The sequence below is a fragment of the Singulisphaera sp. GP187 genome (assembly GCF_900129635.1).
Taxonomy (GTDB): domain Bacteria; phylum Planctomycetota; class Planctomycetia; order Isosphaerales; family Isosphaeraceae; genus Singulisphaera.
This window is the reverse complement of record NZ_FSRB01000001.1, coordinates 5,517,396-5,533,833: the sequence shown is the minus strand read 5'-3', so window position 1 is coordinate 5,533,833 and position 16,438 is coordinate 5,517,396. Positions and strand designations below refer to the sequence as shown.

12 protein-coding genes are annotated in these 16,438 nt (G+C 64.2%); 8 read left to right on the top strand and 4 right to left on the bottom strand.

The genetic code is table 11. The features are described from left to right. Window positions 1-7 precede the first annotated feature (7 nt). The 3 genes from BUS42_RS21625 to BUS42_RS21615 all read left to right on the top strand — a co-directional run bounded on the left by BUS42_RS21625 (window position 8) and on the right by BUS42_RS21615 (window position 5,455). Window positions 8-1,030, top strand: a complete 1,023-nt coding sequence (locus BUS42_RS21625) for a KpsF/GutQ family sugar-phosphate isomerase (RefSeq protein WP_074309615.1) — start codon at window positions 8-10, stop codon at window positions 1,028-1,030. Between the two features lie 5 nt (window positions 1,031-1,035). Beyond that, entirely contained in the window at window positions 1,036-1,575 is a 540-nt protein-coding gene (locus BUS42_RS21620; RefSeq protein ID WP_074309614.1) for a KdsC family phosphatase, read from the top strand. A gap of 64 nt (window positions 1,576-1,639) precedes the next feature. Continuing rightward, a complete protein-coding gene (locus BUS42_RS21615; RefSeq protein ID WP_074309612.1) occupies window positions 1,640-5,455 on the top strand; it encodes a hypothetical protein in 3,816 nt (1,271 codons plus the stop codon). Window positions 5,456-5,655: 200 nt separating this feature from the next. Here BUS42_RS21615 and BUS42_RS21610 read toward each other — a convergent pair whose 3' ends face one another. The 4 genes from BUS42_RS21610 to BUS42_RS21595 all read right to left on the bottom strand — a co-directional run bounded on the left by BUS42_RS21610 (window position 5,656) and on the right by BUS42_RS21595 (window position 8,975). Next, the gene (locus BUS42_RS21610) at window positions 5,656-6,780 is read right to left on the bottom strand and encodes a tagatose 1,6-diphosphate aldolase (RefSeq protein ID WP_173878250.1); all 1,125 of its coding nucleotides are present in this window, start codon (window positions 6,778-6,780) and stop codon (window positions 5,656-5,658) included. Window positions 6,781-7,188: 408 nt separating this feature from the next. Then, entirely contained in the window at window positions 7,189-7,674 is a 486-nt protein-coding gene (locus BUS42_RS21605; RefSeq protein ID WP_074309611.1) for a hypothetical protein, read from the bottom strand. Next, window positions 7,671-8,306 carry a hypothetical protein gene (locus tag BUS42_RS21600; protein WP_074309609.1) on the bottom strand — a complete coding sequence of 212 codons (636 nt, stop codon included), beginning with the start codon at window positions 8,304-8,306 and terminating at the stop codon, window positions 7,671-7,673. The genes BUS42_RS21605 and BUS42_RS21600 overlap by 4 nt, the downstream gene beginning before the upstream one ends. A gap of 78 nt (window positions 8,307-8,384) precedes the next feature. Then, a complete protein-coding gene (locus BUS42_RS21595) occupies window positions 8,385-8,975 on the bottom strand; it encodes an RNA polymerase sigma factor (RefSeq protein ID WP_074309607.1) in 591 nt (196 codons plus the stop codon). 573 nt (window positions 8,976-9,548) lie between these two features. On the opposite strand from BUS42_RS21595, the gene BUS42_RS21590 reads away from it, so the two are divergent. The 5 genes from BUS42_RS21590 to BUS42_RS21570 all read left to right on the top strand — a co-directional run bounded on the left by BUS42_RS21590 (window position 9,549) and on the right by BUS42_RS21570 (window position 16,080). Then, the gene (locus tag BUS42_RS21590) at window positions 9,549-10,196 is read left to right on the top strand and encodes a hypothetical protein (RefSeq protein WP_074309606.1); all 648 of its coding nucleotides are present in this window, start codon (window positions 9,549-9,551) and stop codon (window positions 10,194-10,196) included. Window positions 10,197-10,496: 300 nt separating this feature from the next. Then, window positions 10,497-12,965, top strand: coding sequence for a tetratricopeptide repeat protein (locus BUS42_RS21585; RefSeq protein WP_074309603.1), 2,469 nt, complete (start codon window positions 10,497-10,499; stop codon window positions 12,963-12,965). A 199-nt stretch (window positions 12,966-13,164) separates the two neighbouring features. After that, window positions 13,165-13,674 carry a hypoxanthine phosphoribosyltransferase gene (gene hpt / locus BUS42_RS21580; protein ID WP_074309601.1) on the top strand — a complete coding sequence of 170 codons (510 nt, stop codon included), beginning with the start codon at window positions 13,165-13,167 and terminating at the stop codon, window positions 13,672-13,674. A 16-nt stretch (window positions 13,675-13,690) separates the two neighbouring features. After that, window positions 13,691-14,830: a glycosyltransferase family 4 protein gene (locus BUS42_RS21575; RefSeq protein WP_074309599.1), complete on the top strand. Its 1,140-nt coding sequence runs from the start codon at window positions 13,691-13,693 to the stop codon at window positions 14,828-14,830. A 134-nt stretch (window positions 14,831-14,964) separates the two neighbouring features. Next, window positions 14,965-16,080: a glycosyltransferase gene (locus BUS42_RS21570; protein WP_074309597.1), complete on the top strand. Its 1,116-nt coding sequence runs from the start codon at window positions 14,965-14,967 to the stop codon at window positions 16,078-16,080. Window positions 16,081-16,438 lie beyond the last annotated feature (358 nt).

The window sequence follows — 16,438 nt, the reverse complement described above, 5'->3', positions numbered from 1 at the left end:
CCCAACGATGGCCATGATCACGGATGTGTCTCTGACCCAAATGACTGAAGCCGAAGGACTTGCGTTCGCACGCGAAGTCCTTCGGGTTGAAGCGCATGCGCTCGAGCGGGTGCGTGAACGGCTCGGCGTCTCGATCGCGAGGGCGGCCGACCTGGTTTATCGCTGCCCGGGGAGCGTGATCGTCACCGGGATGGGCAAGGCGGGGCTGGTCGGCCAGAAGCTGGCGGCGACTTTGGCCTCGACGGGCACGCGGGCTTTTCCGCTCCACCCGGCTGAAGCCGTCCACGGCGACCTCGGACGGATCCGGGCCGGCGACATCGTGATCGCGCTCTCGCAGAGTGGCGAAACGTACGAGTTGCTCCGGCTCGTCCCGGCGCTTCGGCGACTCGGGGCGCACCTGGTCGCGATCACCGAAGGGGTGGCAAGCTCGCTCGGCCAAGCGGCCGACCTCTGCGTTGCCTTGGGCCCCGTCCAGGAAGCCTGCCCGCTCGGCCTGGCCCCCTCGGCCAGCACCACGGCGCTCATGGCGGTTGGCGATGCCCTGGCGCTCTTGGTCAGCAAGATGCGCGACTTCCGGGCCGAGGACTTCGCGCTCTACCACCCCGGGGGAAGCCTGGGACGCAAGCTTTGCCATGTCGAGGAAGTGATGCGGACCGGCGCCCAGATCCGCCGGGCGCGACCCGACGAGACCGTTCGTGCGGTTTTTGTCCGTTTAGCCGGACCACGACGCCGTTCGGGGGCGATTTTGATCGAGGGAGCGGACCAGAAGTTGCTTGGTATCTTCACCGATAGTGACCTGGCCCGGTTGTTCGAGAAACGGCGCGAGTCCGAGCTCGACCGGCCGATCGGCGAGGTGATGACGGCCAACCCGGTCAAGGTCGAGGTTGGCGCGACGATCGCCGATGCGGTGGAAGCGCTCAAAGCCCGGAAGATCAGCGAGCTGCCGGTCGTCGATCGCGGCGGCCGGCTCGTCGGCTTGATCGACCTGACCGACGTGATCGACCTGGTCCCCGCCGAGCCGGAGGAATGAACCGAATGCAGTCTTCCCTCGACCTGGCCGCGCGGTGTGGACCGGTCGAATTGCTCCTGGTGGACGTCGACGGTGTGCTCACCGACGGCGTCATCGCGATCGACGACCACGGGGTCGAGACCAAGCACTTCCACGTCCGTGACGGGAGCGCCTTCGACCTCTGGCACAAGGCGGGCAAGCGCTCCGCCATCCTGTCAGGGCGGTGGGCTCCCGCCGTCAACCGCCGGGCGGCCGAACTCGGAATCGCGCCGGTGATCCAAGGCGCGTCCCAAAAGGGGGAGCCGTTCCGTAGGTTGATCGCCGAGCTGGGCCTCGCCGCCGAACAGGTCTGCTACGTGGGTGACGACCTGCCTGACCTGCCCGTGCTGCGGGCGGTCGGGCTCGCCGCCTGCCCCGCGGACGCCGCCGCCGAGGTCCGTGAGGCCGCCCACTTCGTGACCCAGGTGCACGGAGGTCGGGGGGCGATCCGCGAGATCGTCGAAGTCATCTTGAAACACCAGGGGGTCTGGGACGGGCTCGTGGCCCGCTACCAGGTGCCGGCCTGACGCGATGGGGCGGTCGCGAGACGCCCGTTCTGCCGATCGGTCGTTCCGAACAACGGATATTGCTGTGTTCAAGAAAGCACTTCAGGTCGTGACGACTTTCGGCGTCTTGCTGGCGGCCTACGCTGGCTACGTCCGGATCTTCGCGATCATCGCCGCGGGGGTCGGTCCGGACGCCTCGCGGGCGACTCCCTGGCAGCGTCGGGAGTCAACGACTCAGCAAGAGGCCACCAAAACGGCGGCACGCGCGTTCGGCCCCAAGCACTGGAGCGGCGACCCTGCGCTCCCGGTACGGTACTACAACCACGAGCGTGGTTACTGGATGTACGCCAAGGAGTACGAACGGCTCAACGGCGGCAAGCAGTTGCGATTGCGGCCGTTCGCGATCGTGATGAAGTCACGCGATGGCCAGGCCCTCAAGACGGCGTCCAGCGACGAAGCGATTGTGGACCTCGACCAGCCGTTGGGCGTGGCGAACAAGTCAGGGACGGCGATGAAGGTGGTCCACGCCCGGATGGAAGGGAACGTCCAGCTCCGCGACGACAAGGGCACTCCGCGCTCGACGATCGACGACCTGGTGATCGGCCCGATGCCCTACGTCGAGTTCGACGAGCCCAGCTTGCAGATCAAGAGCGTCTCCGACATCGTGATCCAGGATCGCGACATGCGGATCACCGGCTTCGACCTCTTGATCCAGCTCCGTCCCAAAGACGAGAGCGCTCCGTCCAGCACCGCCGGCGGCTTCGACGCGAAGACGGCTTACATCCGAAAGAACGTGCATATCGTCCTCAATGACGTGGGCCGCACGGGAATCCTCCCCGGCAAGGCCGAGGCTGAGGCCGGATCGGGACCGGCGGCCGTCTCCACCCAACCGCGGGAACCGGGGCAGGGGGAGGGCCAGGGCCAGGAGGCGCCCACCCCGCTCGACCTCCGTTGCGCCGGGGAAATGCGGGTCGAGTTGCCGAAGCCGCGGAAAGCCGTCGAGGTCGGTCCCCCCGCGCCTCCGTTGCCGACCTTGATCTACTTCGCACGCGATGTCATCGTGATCCGCGGCAAACCGGTCCTCCCTGGCCAGGTCGGCCCGAAGCCCGACCAGTTGGACTGCGATGCGCTCCGCCTGACGATGGTTCCAAAGCCTAAAGCGTTGCCGACTCCGAAACCCGCGTCGAACAGCTCCTTCGAACCAGCCGAGACCGCCGAACCGGCCCCCGCCGCCACCGGCGCGGGCACCGAGATGGCCCTCCGCGAAGCGCTGGCGACCGGCCACGCCGTCTGGCTCCAGTCGCCGGGGCAGGGGATCACGGCACGCTGCAACGAGCTGATCCACAAGAAGCTCGCTCCCGAGCAGGCCGACGAGACCTACCTCCGGGGTGACAGCAAGACCAAGCTCTGGGTGGAGAAGGTGGAGACCGCCGACTCCGGCCCCAACAAGGGAAAGGTCGGGACGGTCACCACGATCAGGACGATCGACGCGACGATCTTCGAAGACGGCAAGGGGAGCCAAAACGCCACGATCGTGGCCCGTGGCCCTGGGCTGCTCGAGACCCGCCCGAGTCGGGACAAGCCGGTTGAGCGCAAGGCGATCTGGCAAGACCACCTGGTCATGCGGACCGAATTCGATGGCAGCAACCGACCGACCAAGAAGGTGACCCTGACCGGCAAACCCGAGTTCATTGACGTGGCGCAAGCCAGCCTCGACGCCGAGAAGGAAATCGTCGTCTGGCTCACACCCAAGCCGAAGACCGCAGCGGTGCTGGCCGCCGAAGCCAAATCCGGCAAGCCGGCCCCGGCCGCGCCTGGGGCGGCGTCCGATTCGTTCCAGATCGAGAAGCTGAGAGCGCTGGGGAACGTCCACCTGATCTCGCCGGGCAAGGTGATGAACGCCCGCAATGAGCTCGACGCCCTCTTCGAGTCTCCGGCCCCCGCCAAGCCGGCCGCCGGAGCCGCGCCTGGCACGCCCGAAAAGGCCAAGGCGGCTCCCACTCCGGCCCCGGATCCCGCTGCGCCGCCCGCCACCGGAGAAAAGGCCGAACCCGCCACCACGCCCAAGGCCAAACCGGCCGAACCGGGGGTGACCGTCTCGGCGGATCGGGTCTGGGCCTTGATCCGCACCACCCCGAACGCGGATCCGACTCCGACCGGTGCCGAATCCAGCGCTCCCGGGAACACACGTGGCGAGATCCAAAAGGTCTTGCTCCGCGGCGGCGTCGCCTTCCATCAGGACCCCGACACCGGCAAAACGCAAGGCACCGACGTGACGGGCGAGGCGCTTGACGTCCACAACCAGGGCGACGGCAAGATGATGTTCGTGGTCGAGAACCTGATCGACTCGGCCAAGGCCACCACGCCCGAAAAAGCCATGGCGCCCCATGCCCGGGTCGCCACCGAAGAAATGACGATCACCGGACCGCGGATCGGACTGGACCAGGCCGCCGACCACGCCTGGGTCGAAGGCGCGGGCACACTCACCCAGATGGCCCCGCGCGGCCTGCTGACCGACAAGGGACTCGGCGAAGGCGCACCCGACGCCAAGGACCACGCCGTTGCAATCGCTGAGTCCAACACTAAGGAGAAAGACAAAGACAAAGCAAAGGCCAGCGTCGAAGCCAATAAGCGTCCGATGAGGATCTCCTGGAAGTCGAGCATGAAGTTCGTCGGCCGACCCGAGAACGTGTTCCTCCGGGGAACCCCCGTCGCCCTCGTCCAGTTCCATGACGACGTCCGCGCGGTCATGGATGACGCCCAGCTCGCCTGCAAGAAACGAATGGACGTTTACATGGATCGGCAGGTCTCGCTCGTCCGACCGAAGGGTGTGTCCAAAGAGGCCGCGCCAGGCGAAGAACCGGAACCGAGGCCGCAGATCTCCCTGCTCGACTGCTTCGAGAACGTCGTGGTCGAGAGTCGGAAGATCGACCCTGACACGCGCGTCTTGCTCCAGAAGCAGCGGATCGAAGGAGCCCGCGTGACTTATGACAAGCTCACGGGTAACTTCCACGTGCCGGGCAAGGGGAAGGTTGCGCTCTGGAACCGCGAGGACGGAGCCGACAACCCGCTGGCGGCTCCCACGCCGGCCCCGGCCGATCCGGGCACAACGGCCCGGCGTTCCATCAAGCCGGCGAGCAACCCGGCTGCCCCGGTCCCGTTAAGACGGACCCCGCCCGTCATCGGCCACAACGCCAGCCAAATTCCCCCCGCCCCCGCCACTGCGAAGGGGGGAGCCGCGGCCGGACGGGCCAAGCTGGCGCTCCTGCCGTTGAAGGCGACCGTGATCACCTTCGACGACGAGATGACCGGTCGCTACGTCGCCGGCAAGGACGAAGACACGACCGAGACGCGGTGGGCGACCTTCTTGGGCGACGTCCAGACGCTCCACGCCACCGTCGCCAACGAGAACACCCTGATCGACTTCGACCGGCCCCCGGAAGACTTCGTCGTGTTGAACTCGCAGCAATTGAATGTGAGCAGCACCCCGACCCCCGGGAAGTCGAGCGCGGCTAAGAACAACCTCATCGCCGTGAACGAGGCCCAGGCCAAGACCCGCAACGAGACGATCAAGGCCGACGTCATTACCTATGACTCGCAGAAAGGCCTGTTCTACGCTTACGCCGAGGGGGGCCGCCCGGTGGCCGTACTCCGCCAGGACACGATCGGGCAGCCAGCCTCGGGCGGGCTCAGCCAGGCGATCAAGTACAACCGCCTAACAGGCGAGTCGGAATTTATCAGGCCCATGAGCGCCGTGGAGTTCGTTAACATCAAGACCGGCATCCGGCCCGGCCCCGCGGGCGAGACCAAGGATAAGAGGCCGAAGACGCCGCGGATCGGCCCCGGAATGAAGATCCCGGGCCGCAGCCAGACCGAACGAAAGGGCATGACCGGACGCTGATGAGCGTCCCAAGTCCAAGTCCGAGCGAGCCGGAGGGTGGGGGGCCGAATCCGGGCCCCCGGCCACTCATAGGGTGTCGGCACCCCGAAGGTCGATCGCGGGTATGATGACGACGCAAGAAAACGAAAAAAGGCCCTTCCCCCCCGCGATGGGAGGGAAGGGCCTTTGTCTCGATCAGCACGTCGGTTTCGTGCCTGGAATCAATAGACCTCGCCCGCGCGAACGACGTGGCCACCGGTTCCGCCGGCCGCCTTGGCATGGGGGGCGAAGCGGAAGTGCCAACCTTCGCTGGCCCGGATCGACGCCAGGTCGTCCTTGCTCCAGCCGTACTTGGCGAACCAAGGGGTACCGTGCTCGCGGACGACCGCGTCGACGTCGGCAACCCGCTTCAGGCCGATCGTGGCCGCGAACTTGCTGCGGGCCTCGTCGCCTTCCTGGACGAAGTATTCCTTCCAGAAGGCACGACCGCCGAGGACGCCCGAGCAGCCGCACTCCATCGCCATCTTGACCTGCTTGAGGTAGTCAGGATAGTCGACACCCGCCGACAGGAGCACCCAGGGGCGCTCGCTCGCTTCGGAGAGGGCGTGCAGGTTGTCCGTCAACTGGCTGTCGGAGCCGTGGCCGAGGGTGCCGGGGAACTCGGCCTTGTAGACGTCGCAGTACCGGCTGAGCTGCCGGGCCGACTCGATGGTCGTCGCGGCCTTGCGGTCGAGGAAGCTCTTGTCCGTCTTCTTCTCGCCGTGGATCGGGAACGCGACCGGTTCGAGCAAGAAGAGGATGTCGTGGCGTCGGCAGTCGTCGGCAACCTGCTCGATGAACGCGAGGTTGTGTTCCGCCGAGATCACCTCGGTCGGCTCAAACGGAGCGAGCAGCTTGACGGCGTCGGCCCCCATCAGCTTGATCTTCTCGACGCTCAAGCCCGGCTCGTATTCGCCCATCGGGCCTCCGGCCTTGTTCTTGGGGCTGCCCGACTTCTCAACCCGGACCAGCAATCCCTTGTGCGGGGGGATCGACTCGGTCGCGATCGCCGAGAAGGCGCCGTAGTAGGCGTCGATCAGGACGCCCGAGGCGGCCGGCGACATCTGCCGGGCCAGGTCGAGCTTGGCCTCGACGACTTCTTCGTAAGTGGGCTCGCGATCCTGCCCCTTGCCCTTGAGCGCTTTCTGCGCCATCTCGATCATCGAGCTGTTCTGGTCGAGCGCCAGCATCGTCAGCGTCCCGTTCGGGTTGCTGATCCGCTGAAGTCCGCGGAGCTTGCCGGGGGTCAACCCCTTGCTCAAAAGCACGGTCGCGCTCAAGTGACGGTTGGTGGTGGCGTCAGCCATCAGAGGAAACTCTCCCATTTCTAATGCGAGGAATTGAGCCAGGAAGACTTGGACATCAAGCCAATAAGGGTTTTGCGTGCAGCCATCACGAGTCAGAATCCCGACTCCGACCACGTGTCCGGAGTTCCCGTAGGGGGGGCACAGCTCACCATACCCAACGAACAAGAAGGCGAAAGCCTGGTGGGCTGTGCCCACCCTACAAGACCGACGATCACTTTCTGACTCTCTACAAAGGGGGAGAGCCCGGCGCAAACAGTCCGTTGGTCGTTCAACCCCGCAAACGTGAGTCCGTCGACCAAAAGAGCCCTATTTTAACGATCTAAGGCCGTTTTGCAAGGCGACGACGCTTCTCGGCAACGGCGTTCCTCAGCGTCTTCGGACGCGAGAAGCTCGGCGCGTGAACCCGGCTTAGCGAGCGCCGATGCCGATCAAAATGCGCGAGCCGTCGGGCCGTGCCTTGTCGCAGAAGAAGAGTTGGTTGGGAGGGGTCGACACCAGGGTGCCCACCTGGGGGACCTCGTTTTGGAGGATCTCGCAGCGGAGCTGAACCTTGCCGTTGTCGTCGAGCGGCATCATCAGGGTGGTCGCGGCCGCCGCCCCGCCGCCGAGGTCGCAACTGACGGTCTGGCCTGCCGTGAGCCGCTTGCTCTGCACATCGAGCAGCTTGAAGCCGTGATTGGGGAGCAGCCGGCGAAGCTGAGGCGCAATCGCCTTGAGCTTGGGGTCGATCATGTTCTTGTTGGGCACCGCCACGATCCCGAACACCGTCACCTGGCGCGCAGACTGGCTATCCTGAGGCCGAGCCTCATTCCCGGGGAGGAACACCAAGGCGGCCAGAACCCAAGCGACCGCTCCCACACGGGCCCTCGGCCCGGGTCGCGCCCGGATCGTCATTGCAATCCCGCCTGCGATTCCAGGTCGTTGAACCCATTAAACAAGGGATCCACCTCGTACGGATTCCCATTCAAGGCCAGGTTGCGCAAGGTCTTGTCGTCGAGCGAGATCACTGAGGTCCCGGTCGACGGGAGGTTGAAAACCATGTCGCTGACATCCAGGGCCGCGACCAGGGCGGGATCGGTCCCGGGATCAGGAGCAGGGACAGAGACAGGAACAACCGGAGTCGGGGCGACCGCCACCGACCGAGGTTGCGAAGGCGTCGGAGATCGTAACGGTGACGGTGCGTGGTGCCAGGCAAGCCCGAGCCCGGCCAGGATCGCGGCGGCCTGGGCCAGCGCGAAGACGACCACCGCCGAGCGACGCCAAGAGCGGAAAATTACCGGAGCCGACGGGGCCGGGACCGTCACCCGCGGCTGGTCGAGCGACTCGGACACATTCGCCCAGATCCGATCCCAGGCGACCGCCGACAGCTCAGGGGCACGGGTCGCGTCCCAGATCTGGCCGAGACGGGCATTCCGCTCCACCCAGCGCGCACAACTCGGGCAGTTCTCAAGGTGTTCGGACAGGACCGCCTGCTCGAGGCCCCCGGTCGGCGCCGCCAGTTCGTGAATCACATCCGCACAACGCATGGCACACCTCCCCGAATTGATTGCGGACCGTAGAGTTTTAATGCGTTCCGTTCTCATTCTCGGGGTTTGAATTCCCTTCTAGATGTCGTTCCCATCAATTGCGTCGAGGTTCAGATACGACTGCAGTTTGTTTCGGGCATGGTGCAGGCGGCTCATGACCGTTCCGATCGGGATTTCCTGCACTTCGGCAATTTCTTTATAGCTCAAACCAGCGTCGGCGAACAGCACGAAGGTGGATCGGATCGCGGGAGACAGTCGGTCGAGGGCCGCGGTGAGGAGGCGATGGAGGTCTTGTTGGTGCAAGCCCTGGGCCGGGTCGTGGTTGCAGGCGGGATCGGTCCCCTGGTTTTCCTCATCGACCAGGTTCAGGGTCGGCCGTCGCTTCCGTTTTCGTCCCAGGTCGAGGGCCGCGTTATGAACGATTTTGACGAGCCAGGTTCGGAACGTGCTTCGTCCGTCGAACGCTTGCAGATGCGTAACCGCCTTCAGAAAACCATCTTGAACCGCGTCCTGGGCATCTTGTTCATGTCCTAGCAAGCGGTAGGCCACGCTGTAGGCCACCCCACGGTGTCGAAAGAAGAGCTCCTCGCAGGCGGAGCGATCCCCTCGACGGGTCCGATCAATCAAAATCTCATCGGGCGTCAACACGCCGGTGACCGCCTTGGGCATTTCGCTCACCTGCGAGAACAGACGCTCAGCGTCCTGATTCTATTCGATCATTCCGCTCACGATTTGGGAAGAACCAAAAGATCATGGCCTGCGCTGGGTTGGCTGAGAAACGTCCTCGACGGTTCCGGTTCCCGGCGGCCACCCGGCCCCATGCTTTCGCGCTTCGGCGCGGCCGAAACACGCGTGACGGAGTCGTCACTCACAAAATACGTCGAAAACGTTTCAAGTGTCGGCGAAAGAGGTTGGGTTCCCGAGGGGAATGAAACCCAAGAAACCGATCTTGACCGATTTGCGGATTAGAAACACAATCCGCCCGTTGGTCTCCGGATCCCAAAGTCAGTCGTGTGTGTTCGCAACCTGGATCTTCCTTCAAGAATGGCCAGGGATCTCGGGTCATTGATCCCCCTTCCAAGCCGCCTGGTCGGCGTTGTGTGGAACACAACGATTGGCATCGAAGGCACGGGAGGTCATCCGTTCCCCTCCGGCCCGGCCGGTTGGCGTGAACGATGGGTCCGGGATTAGCGCAACCTTTTCTAGGATAGTAGTCTCCGTTCAGGGAGGAACCTTGTCGTGATGCGGCGATGCCTCACCATTCAGGCCGTGTTCACGGTCGTCCTGACCATGGCCGTTCGGCCCACTTCGGTCCAGGCCGACGGAATTAATTCAACAAAGACGGCGACCTATTCGCTGACGATCCCCGGAGGTCTTCCTGATCCTGGACCGGATGTTAACCACGTCAATTCGGGTGTGTCGCTTCCTCAGCTTGAAGCGAAGGTGGTTCCGGCGGGCGGAATCGTGCCTCCCACGCTGCCGGACGGCTCGCAGGGGAGCCCGCTCACGATCGAATCCGACTCGTTCGGCTTCGACAAGGACCACCTCGTGGTCGCCCTCAACAACAATCCCCAGGACGCGACCGACCAGAAGTTCGGCCTCGTCTTCTTCAACGGCGGCCTCGCGGCCAACAACCTGCTCCATTTTTCGCTGAACATCAACGACGCCCTGAGCACGCCGCCGGCCCTGGAAATTACCAGTCCGGGATCGCTCAGTGGCAGGACCCTCACCGCCCTCGCCAAGACGCCGGACCCCGTCCCCCCCCCGCCCGACCACGGATCGGTGAACATCCCCGAGCCAATGTCGGTCCTCGTCTGGTCGGCCCTGGCCGGCTTCGGCCTGGTTCGCGCCCGGGGACTGCGACGGTCGTCGAAGCTCTGCCCCGCTTGACCTGACCCATCGCTCCCGAGTCGTCCGCGACTCACCGGCGAAAGCCGACACGACGCCCTTCGCCTGAACTCTCGAAGACATGCAGGAGTGCCCCGCCGACCTGACTCATCCGCCCACGCGGATGAGACGGATCGGTGGGGCACTCCTGTTTTCATTTCGAAAGCGGCCCCCTCAGCGCGACCCTCCCGTCACGAAATCCGAAAGTCCGCTTGGACCAGGAATCCTTTTGGTCTCCAAGCTCGCGATCCTTTATATTCGCCAAGGACATTTCAAGAAATTTCCTACCGATGCGAGGCGTCCATGAAGACTTCGCTGCTCTGGATCGGGATCGCTCAGCTCGCCATCGTCGGCTTGGCAAACGCCGAGACGAAAGACCCCGCGAGCGCCAGACACGTCTTGCCCCCGGTCGGGACGATCCTCAGCGTTGTGAACCAGGTCGTGGACGACGACGGTCAAACCGCCAGCCTGACCCGTTCCGCAACCGACCAAGAACCTTCTCAAGGCGATCGGGCGGAGCCCACCCACCCATTCCCCCCTCTCATTCAATTTGGCTTGCGCAACCTCATCGGACTGGTTTTGCTGACGGCGGGGGAGGATGACATCGCGGAGTACGACGAGGCGATCCGACTCAACCCCAACGATGCCTCCGCCTATTTCAATCGCGGCTATGCCTGGAGTGAACGGAAGGAATACGACAAGGCCATCGCCGATTACACTGAGGCGATCCGACTCGATCCCGCATATACCTCGGCTTACCATAATCGAGGCTATGTCTGGAGCGAAAAGGAAGAATACGACAAGGCCATCGCCGACTACGACGAGACCATCCGCCTCGATCCCAAGGACGCGATGGCATACGTCAATCGGGGCCATGCCTGGAGCCAAAAGAACGACTTCGACAAGGCGATCACCGACTTCAACGAGGCCATCCGACTCGATCCCAATGACGCGTCGGCGTACGCCAATCGAGGCTACGCCTGGACCCAAAAGCCGGACCTCGACAAGGCGATCGCCGACTACAGCGAGGCCATCCGACTCGACCCCATGGATTCATTAAGTTACTTGAATCGGGGCCACGCATGGGACCAAAAGAAGGATCACGACAAGGCCATCGCCGACTACAGCGAGGTCATCCGACTCGATCCCAAGGAGGCATCAGTTTACTTTAAACGAGGGCACGCCTGGAGCGAAAAGAAGGAACTCGATAAAGCCGTTGCCGATTACACCGAGGCGATCCGACTCGATCCCAATGACGCCTGGACCTACCTCCATCGCGCCGGGATCTGGGGCGACAAGGAGGACCACGACAAGGCCATCGCCGACTACAACGAGACCATCCGACTCGATCCCGAAAATGTCTGGGCGTACCTCAATCGGGGCCACGCCTGGAGCGAAAAGCAGGAATACGACAAGGCCATCGCTGACGAGAACGAGGCCATCCGACTCGATCCCCAAACGTCCTCGGCTTACTTCAAGCGGGGCTATGCCTGGAGCCAAAAGAACGACCAAGACAAGGCCATCGCCGACTACACCGAGGCGATCCGACTCGATCCCCAGAACGCGTTGGCTTACTTTAATCGAGGCTATGCCTGGAGCGAAAAGAACGACCAAGACAAGGCCATCGCCGACTACAGCGAGGCCATCCGGCTTGATCCCCAAAACATGTCGACGTACCCAAATCGGGGCTATGCCTGGATCGAAAAGCAGGAATACGACAAGGCCATCGCCGACTTCAACGAGGCCATCCGCCTCGATCCCCAAAATCCCTGGGGTTACTTAAAGCGAGGCTATGCCTGGAGCGAAAAGAACGACCAAGACAAGGCCATCGCCGACTACAACGAGGTCATCCGACTCGATCCCAATTACGCGTTGGCTTACTTTTATCGAGGCTATGCCTGGAGCGAAAAGAAGGATCTCGACAAGGCCATCACCGACTACAGCGAAGCCATTAAGCTTGATCTCAAGAACATATCAACTTACAAAAATCGGGGCGATGCCTGGTTCGAAAAGCAGGAATACGACAAGGCGATCGCCGACTTCAACGAGGCCATCCGGCTCAATCCTCAGGACACGTCGGCTTACATCTACCGCGGCAACGCCTGGAGCGAGAAGAAGGACTATGACAAGGCCATTGCCGACTACAACGCGGCAATGCGACTCGACCCCCAACGTGCCCTTGCTTACTACAATCGGGGAATCGCCTTACACCACAAGCAAGAATACGACAAGGCGATTGCCGACTATGACGAAAGCATTCGCCTCGATCCCCAGGACGCATTCGCTTACCTCAGTCGGGGGATCGTCTGGCAAATCAAGAAGGACAAGGAAAAGGCCATCGCCGACTACACCCAGGCGATCCACCTCGACCCCAAAGCCGCCAGGGCGTACCTCAATCGGGGCACTGTGTGGAACCACGCAAAGGATTACGAGAAGGCCATCGCCGACTACAACGAGGCGATCCGACTCAACCCCGAAGACGCAATCGCGTACAACTCCCGGGCTTGGTTGTGGGCCACATGTCCCGACGCGAAGATCCGAGACGGGGCGAAGGCCGTGGAATCCGCCACCCGTGCTTGCGACCTGAGCGACGGCAAGGAAGCCGATTACCTCGACACGCTTGCGGCCGCCTACGCCGAGTCTGGTGACTTCGAGAAGGCCGTCGAATGGCAGGAAAAGGCGAACAGGCTCTACACCGACCCCAAGGACCAGGAAAGAAGCAGGGAGCGGATTCAACTCTACAAGGAAAAGAAGCCCTATCGGACTCAATGACCCGCGCCGCATGAGCTCGACGACTCGGGCGGTCCGGTCATCGCGAAGCAGGAACGCCCCGGAAACGAGCGACGGCGAGAACAACGCATCACCCGGCCCCTTGGCAAGAGACCGGGCGATCGGACATGATGGGGTCGCAACGGGTGGTCCGTCTCAATTTCAATGACCGAACGCAAAAAAAAGAAGGAATCCGCGCGCCGTGGACGTCCTCATCACCGAGGCTCAGATTCAGGACCGGGTGCGCGAGCTCGGCCGGCAGATCGAGGCCGACTACCAAGGGAAGCCGCTGACGATTGTGGCCGTCCTGACCGGCAGCCTGATCTTCCTCGCCGACCTGATCCGCCAGATCGAGTTGCCCCACCGCGTGGCGCTGTTGCAGGCCAGCAGCTATCGGGGGGCCACGACCAGCGCCGGGGCCTTGAACGTCAACGAGGCGTTCCTGCCCGAGGTCAGCGACCGCGACGTGCTGCTGCTCGACGATATTCTCGACACCGGCCACACTCTGGCGACCCTCGTCGACCGAATGAGCGTGCGCGGGGTGCGCAGCGTCCGGACCGCGGTCCTGCTCCGCAAGATCGGCCGCCAGGAAGTTCACCTCGAGCCCGATTACTGCGGCTTCACCATCCCCGACGCCTTCGTCATCGGCTACGGCCTCGACTACAATGACGACTATCGTCACCTCCCTTATGTAGGCGTTCTCACCCCTTGAGCTCCGATCGACGGCGATGAAACTGGCCCTGATCACCCGGCGCTATCCTCCCGACATCGGCGGGGCCGAGAAGGTGTTGAGCTACCTCGCCCCGGCCCTGGCCGCCGAAGGGGCCGACGTGACCGTGCTCACCGCGGACGCGCCAGGACGGGCCGAGCGCGAGGAGATCGACGTTCCCGCCGGCCGCTTGACGGTGATCCGGCTGGCGACGTCGCGGGCGCGGTTCGTCGGGACCTGGCTCTACATGCGCAACCTCGGGCATTGGCTGTCGGAACACGCAATCGACGCCGCCTATGTATCGATGCTCAAACATGATGCTTACGTCACCGTCGAGCAGGGGCGGCGGCACGGGTTCCCGGTGGTCCTCCGACCCGAAGGGGCCGGGGCAACCGGCGACATCGCCTGGCAGTCCTGGGGCCGGTTCGGGCAGACGATCGCCCGCCGCTGTCGTGAAGCCGATGCAATCGTCTCGATCTCGCAGGCCATCACCCATGAGCTGCTCGCAGCCGGCTTCGACGGCGAACGGATCCAGGCCTTACCCAACGGCGTACCGGTTCCCACCACCCCTTGGCAGCCGCGGCCCGACTGGCAGTCCGCCCCCCGCGCCCGCTTCGTGGGGCGGCTCGCCCCCGAGAAGGGGCTCGATACCCTGGTCGACGCCTGGCCCTCGGTCCGCGCCACGCACCCTCGGGCGACGCTGACACTGATCGGCGAAGGACCGGAGCGAGCCGCAATTGAGGGACGGATCGAACGGCTCGGGCTGGCGGGCACGGTCGAGCTGGCCGGGGCGAGCGCCAACCCGAGGGGCCAACTCCTCGAGTCCGACCTGTTCATCCTCCCCTCACGCGAGGAAGGGATGAGCATCGCCCTGTTGGAAGCAATGGCCCTGGGCATCCCCCTGGTCGCCTCGGCGATTCCGGGCAATCAGCAACTCGTCCAGGACCAGGTCCACGGCCGGCTCGCCCCGCCCGACGATCCCGCCGCCCTGGCTCGGGCGATCCTCGACCAGTGGGCCGGGTTCGATCGGGCCGCCCGGATGGGGCAGGCCGCCCGCCGCCGAGTCGCCAAGGAATTCTCGATCGCCGCCGTCGCCCGCAAGCATCTTGACCTGTTTCAGAGGCTGGTCGATCGAAGCGGGAAGGGCCGCTCCGGATGATCGGTGCCAGGTTCGCCGATCCTCTTTGTGGCGGCACTCGCGGGCCGTCGGACGACAAATACTAAATCATGCTTACACAACATTAACAAAGTGAATCTGGTGGGCCATGCCCACCCTCCAAGAGGAAATTGCGCGTGCTCAACGTATTGCAACTGATACCGACGCTCGATCGCTCGGGGGCGGAGAAGCAGATGGCGATTCTGGCCCAGGGGCTGCCGCGCGACCGGTTCCGGGTCGAGGTCGCGGCGCTGACCCGGCTGGGGCCGCTCGAGGCCGAGCTCCGCGCGGCCGGGATTCCGGTCACGTCGATTGGCAAACGGATGAAGCTCGATCCGCTGGCCCTGGCGCGGTTGACTCGGTTCCTCAAGGTCAAGCGGTTCGACGTCGTGCAGACCTGGATCTTCGCGGCGAACACCTATGGGCGGATCGCGGCGCGGGGGGCAGGGGTCCCGGTCGTGGTCACGGCCGAGATGGCCGTCGATCTTTGGAAAGGGCGCGGGCAACTCAACATCGATCGCCGCCTGGCGAGTTGGACCGACCGAGTCGTGGGGAACTCACGCGCGGTGGTCGAGTTCTACCGGAAGGCCGGAATCCCGGAAGACAAGCTCGCGATGATCCCATCAGGCATCGCCGATGAGGATCCTCCGGCGGTTGACCCGGCCGCGGTTCGCGCGGAGCTCGGCATCGCCGGCGACGCCCCCTTGATTCTGTTCGCCGGCCGGCTGGCCCCCCAGAAAGGGGTCGCCGACCTGATCGCCGCGCACGACCTGCTCCACTACGGCATGCCCGAGTTGCGAACCTTGATCGTCGGCGACGGCCCGCTTCGCTCCCAGCTCGAGGAGATGGCAATCGCCTACCGGCACGACCACGCGATCCATTTCCTGGGCCACCGCAACGACGTCCCGCGGCTGCTCGCCGCCGCCGACTTGCTCGTCTTGCCCAGCCTGTACGAGGGTCTGCCCAACGTCGTGCTCGAGGCGATGCGATTCGCCAAGCCGGTCGTCGCCACCGCCGCGCCTGGGACGACCGAAGTGGTCGAGAACGGCCGGACCGGCCTGCTCGTGCCGATGAGCGACCCGCCCGCCCTGGCGCAGGCGATCCGAACGGTGCTCCGCGACCCCGACCTGGCCCGGCGACTCGGGGCCGAGGGCCGCGCTCGCGTGGACGCGGAGTTCCGCGCCGACACGATGATCGCGCGGTTCGCCGCGCTCTATGAACAACTGGCTCGGGCCAAAGGGCTGTCGGCCTGATCGAACGGATCCAAGGAACCGCCGAAATCGTCGCGATCCGCGAGACCGGCGGCATCGACACCAAGGGGCGGATCCTGAGCGTGAATCGCGCGGTTCGCATTCAATTCCACCGAGGAATCCGGTCGAAAGAAAGCACGTCGCTCGACCGAAATCGCAGGCGGTGGACTGCTCGTCACCGGCCATCCCCTCAGTGAATTCGCAGTCGGGCGTTCGACTTGGCCCCTCGAATCGGAACGCGAGGGTTTTCCGGATCGCAGGATCGCGGTCGACCGACCCTTCTTTACTCCTCATCCGAGTGCAGTGAAGGGTCGCCTCTTTACTTATAACCGACTGGTGACATGATGGATCGATCAGGCCG

Bases quoted from the DNA above. Each gene is read 5' to 3' on its own strand.
- BUS42_RS21590 (WP_074309606.1), top strand. From the start codon at position 9,549: ATGCGGCGATGCCTCACCATTCAGGCCGTGTTCACGGTCGTCCTGACC.
- BUS42_RS21610 (WP_173878250.1), bottom strand. From the start codon at position 6,780: ATGGCTGACGCCACCACCAACCGTCACTTGAGCGCGACCGTGCTTTTG.
- BUS42_RS21595 (WP_074309607.1), bottom strand. From the start codon at position 8,975: ATGCCCAAGGCGGTCACCGGCGTGTTGACGCCCGATGAGATTTTGATT.
- BUS42_RS21625 (WP_074309615.1), top strand. From the start codon at position 8: ATGGCCATGATCACGGATGTGTCTCTGACCCAAATGACTGAAGCCGAA.
- BUS42_RS21600 (WP_074309609.1), bottom strand. From the start codon at position 8,306: ATGCGTTGTGCGGATGTGATTCACGAACTGGCGGCGCCGACCGGGGGC.
- BUS42_RS21620 (WP_074309614.1), top strand. From the start codon at position 1,036: ATGCAGTCTTCCCTCGACCTGGCCGCGCGGTGTGGACCGGTCGAATTG.
- BUS42_RS21585 (WP_074309603.1), top strand. From the start codon at position 10,497: ATGAAGACTTCGCTGCTCTGGATCGGGATCGCTCAGCTCGCCATCGTC.
- BUS42_RS21575 (WP_074309599.1), top strand. From the start codon at position 13,691: ATGAAACTGGCCCTGATCACCCGGCGCTATCCTCCCGACATCGGCGGG.
- BUS42_RS21605 (WP_074309611.1), bottom strand. From the start codon at position 7,674: ATGACGATCCGGGCGCGACCCGGGCCGAGGGCCCGTGTGGGAGCGGTC.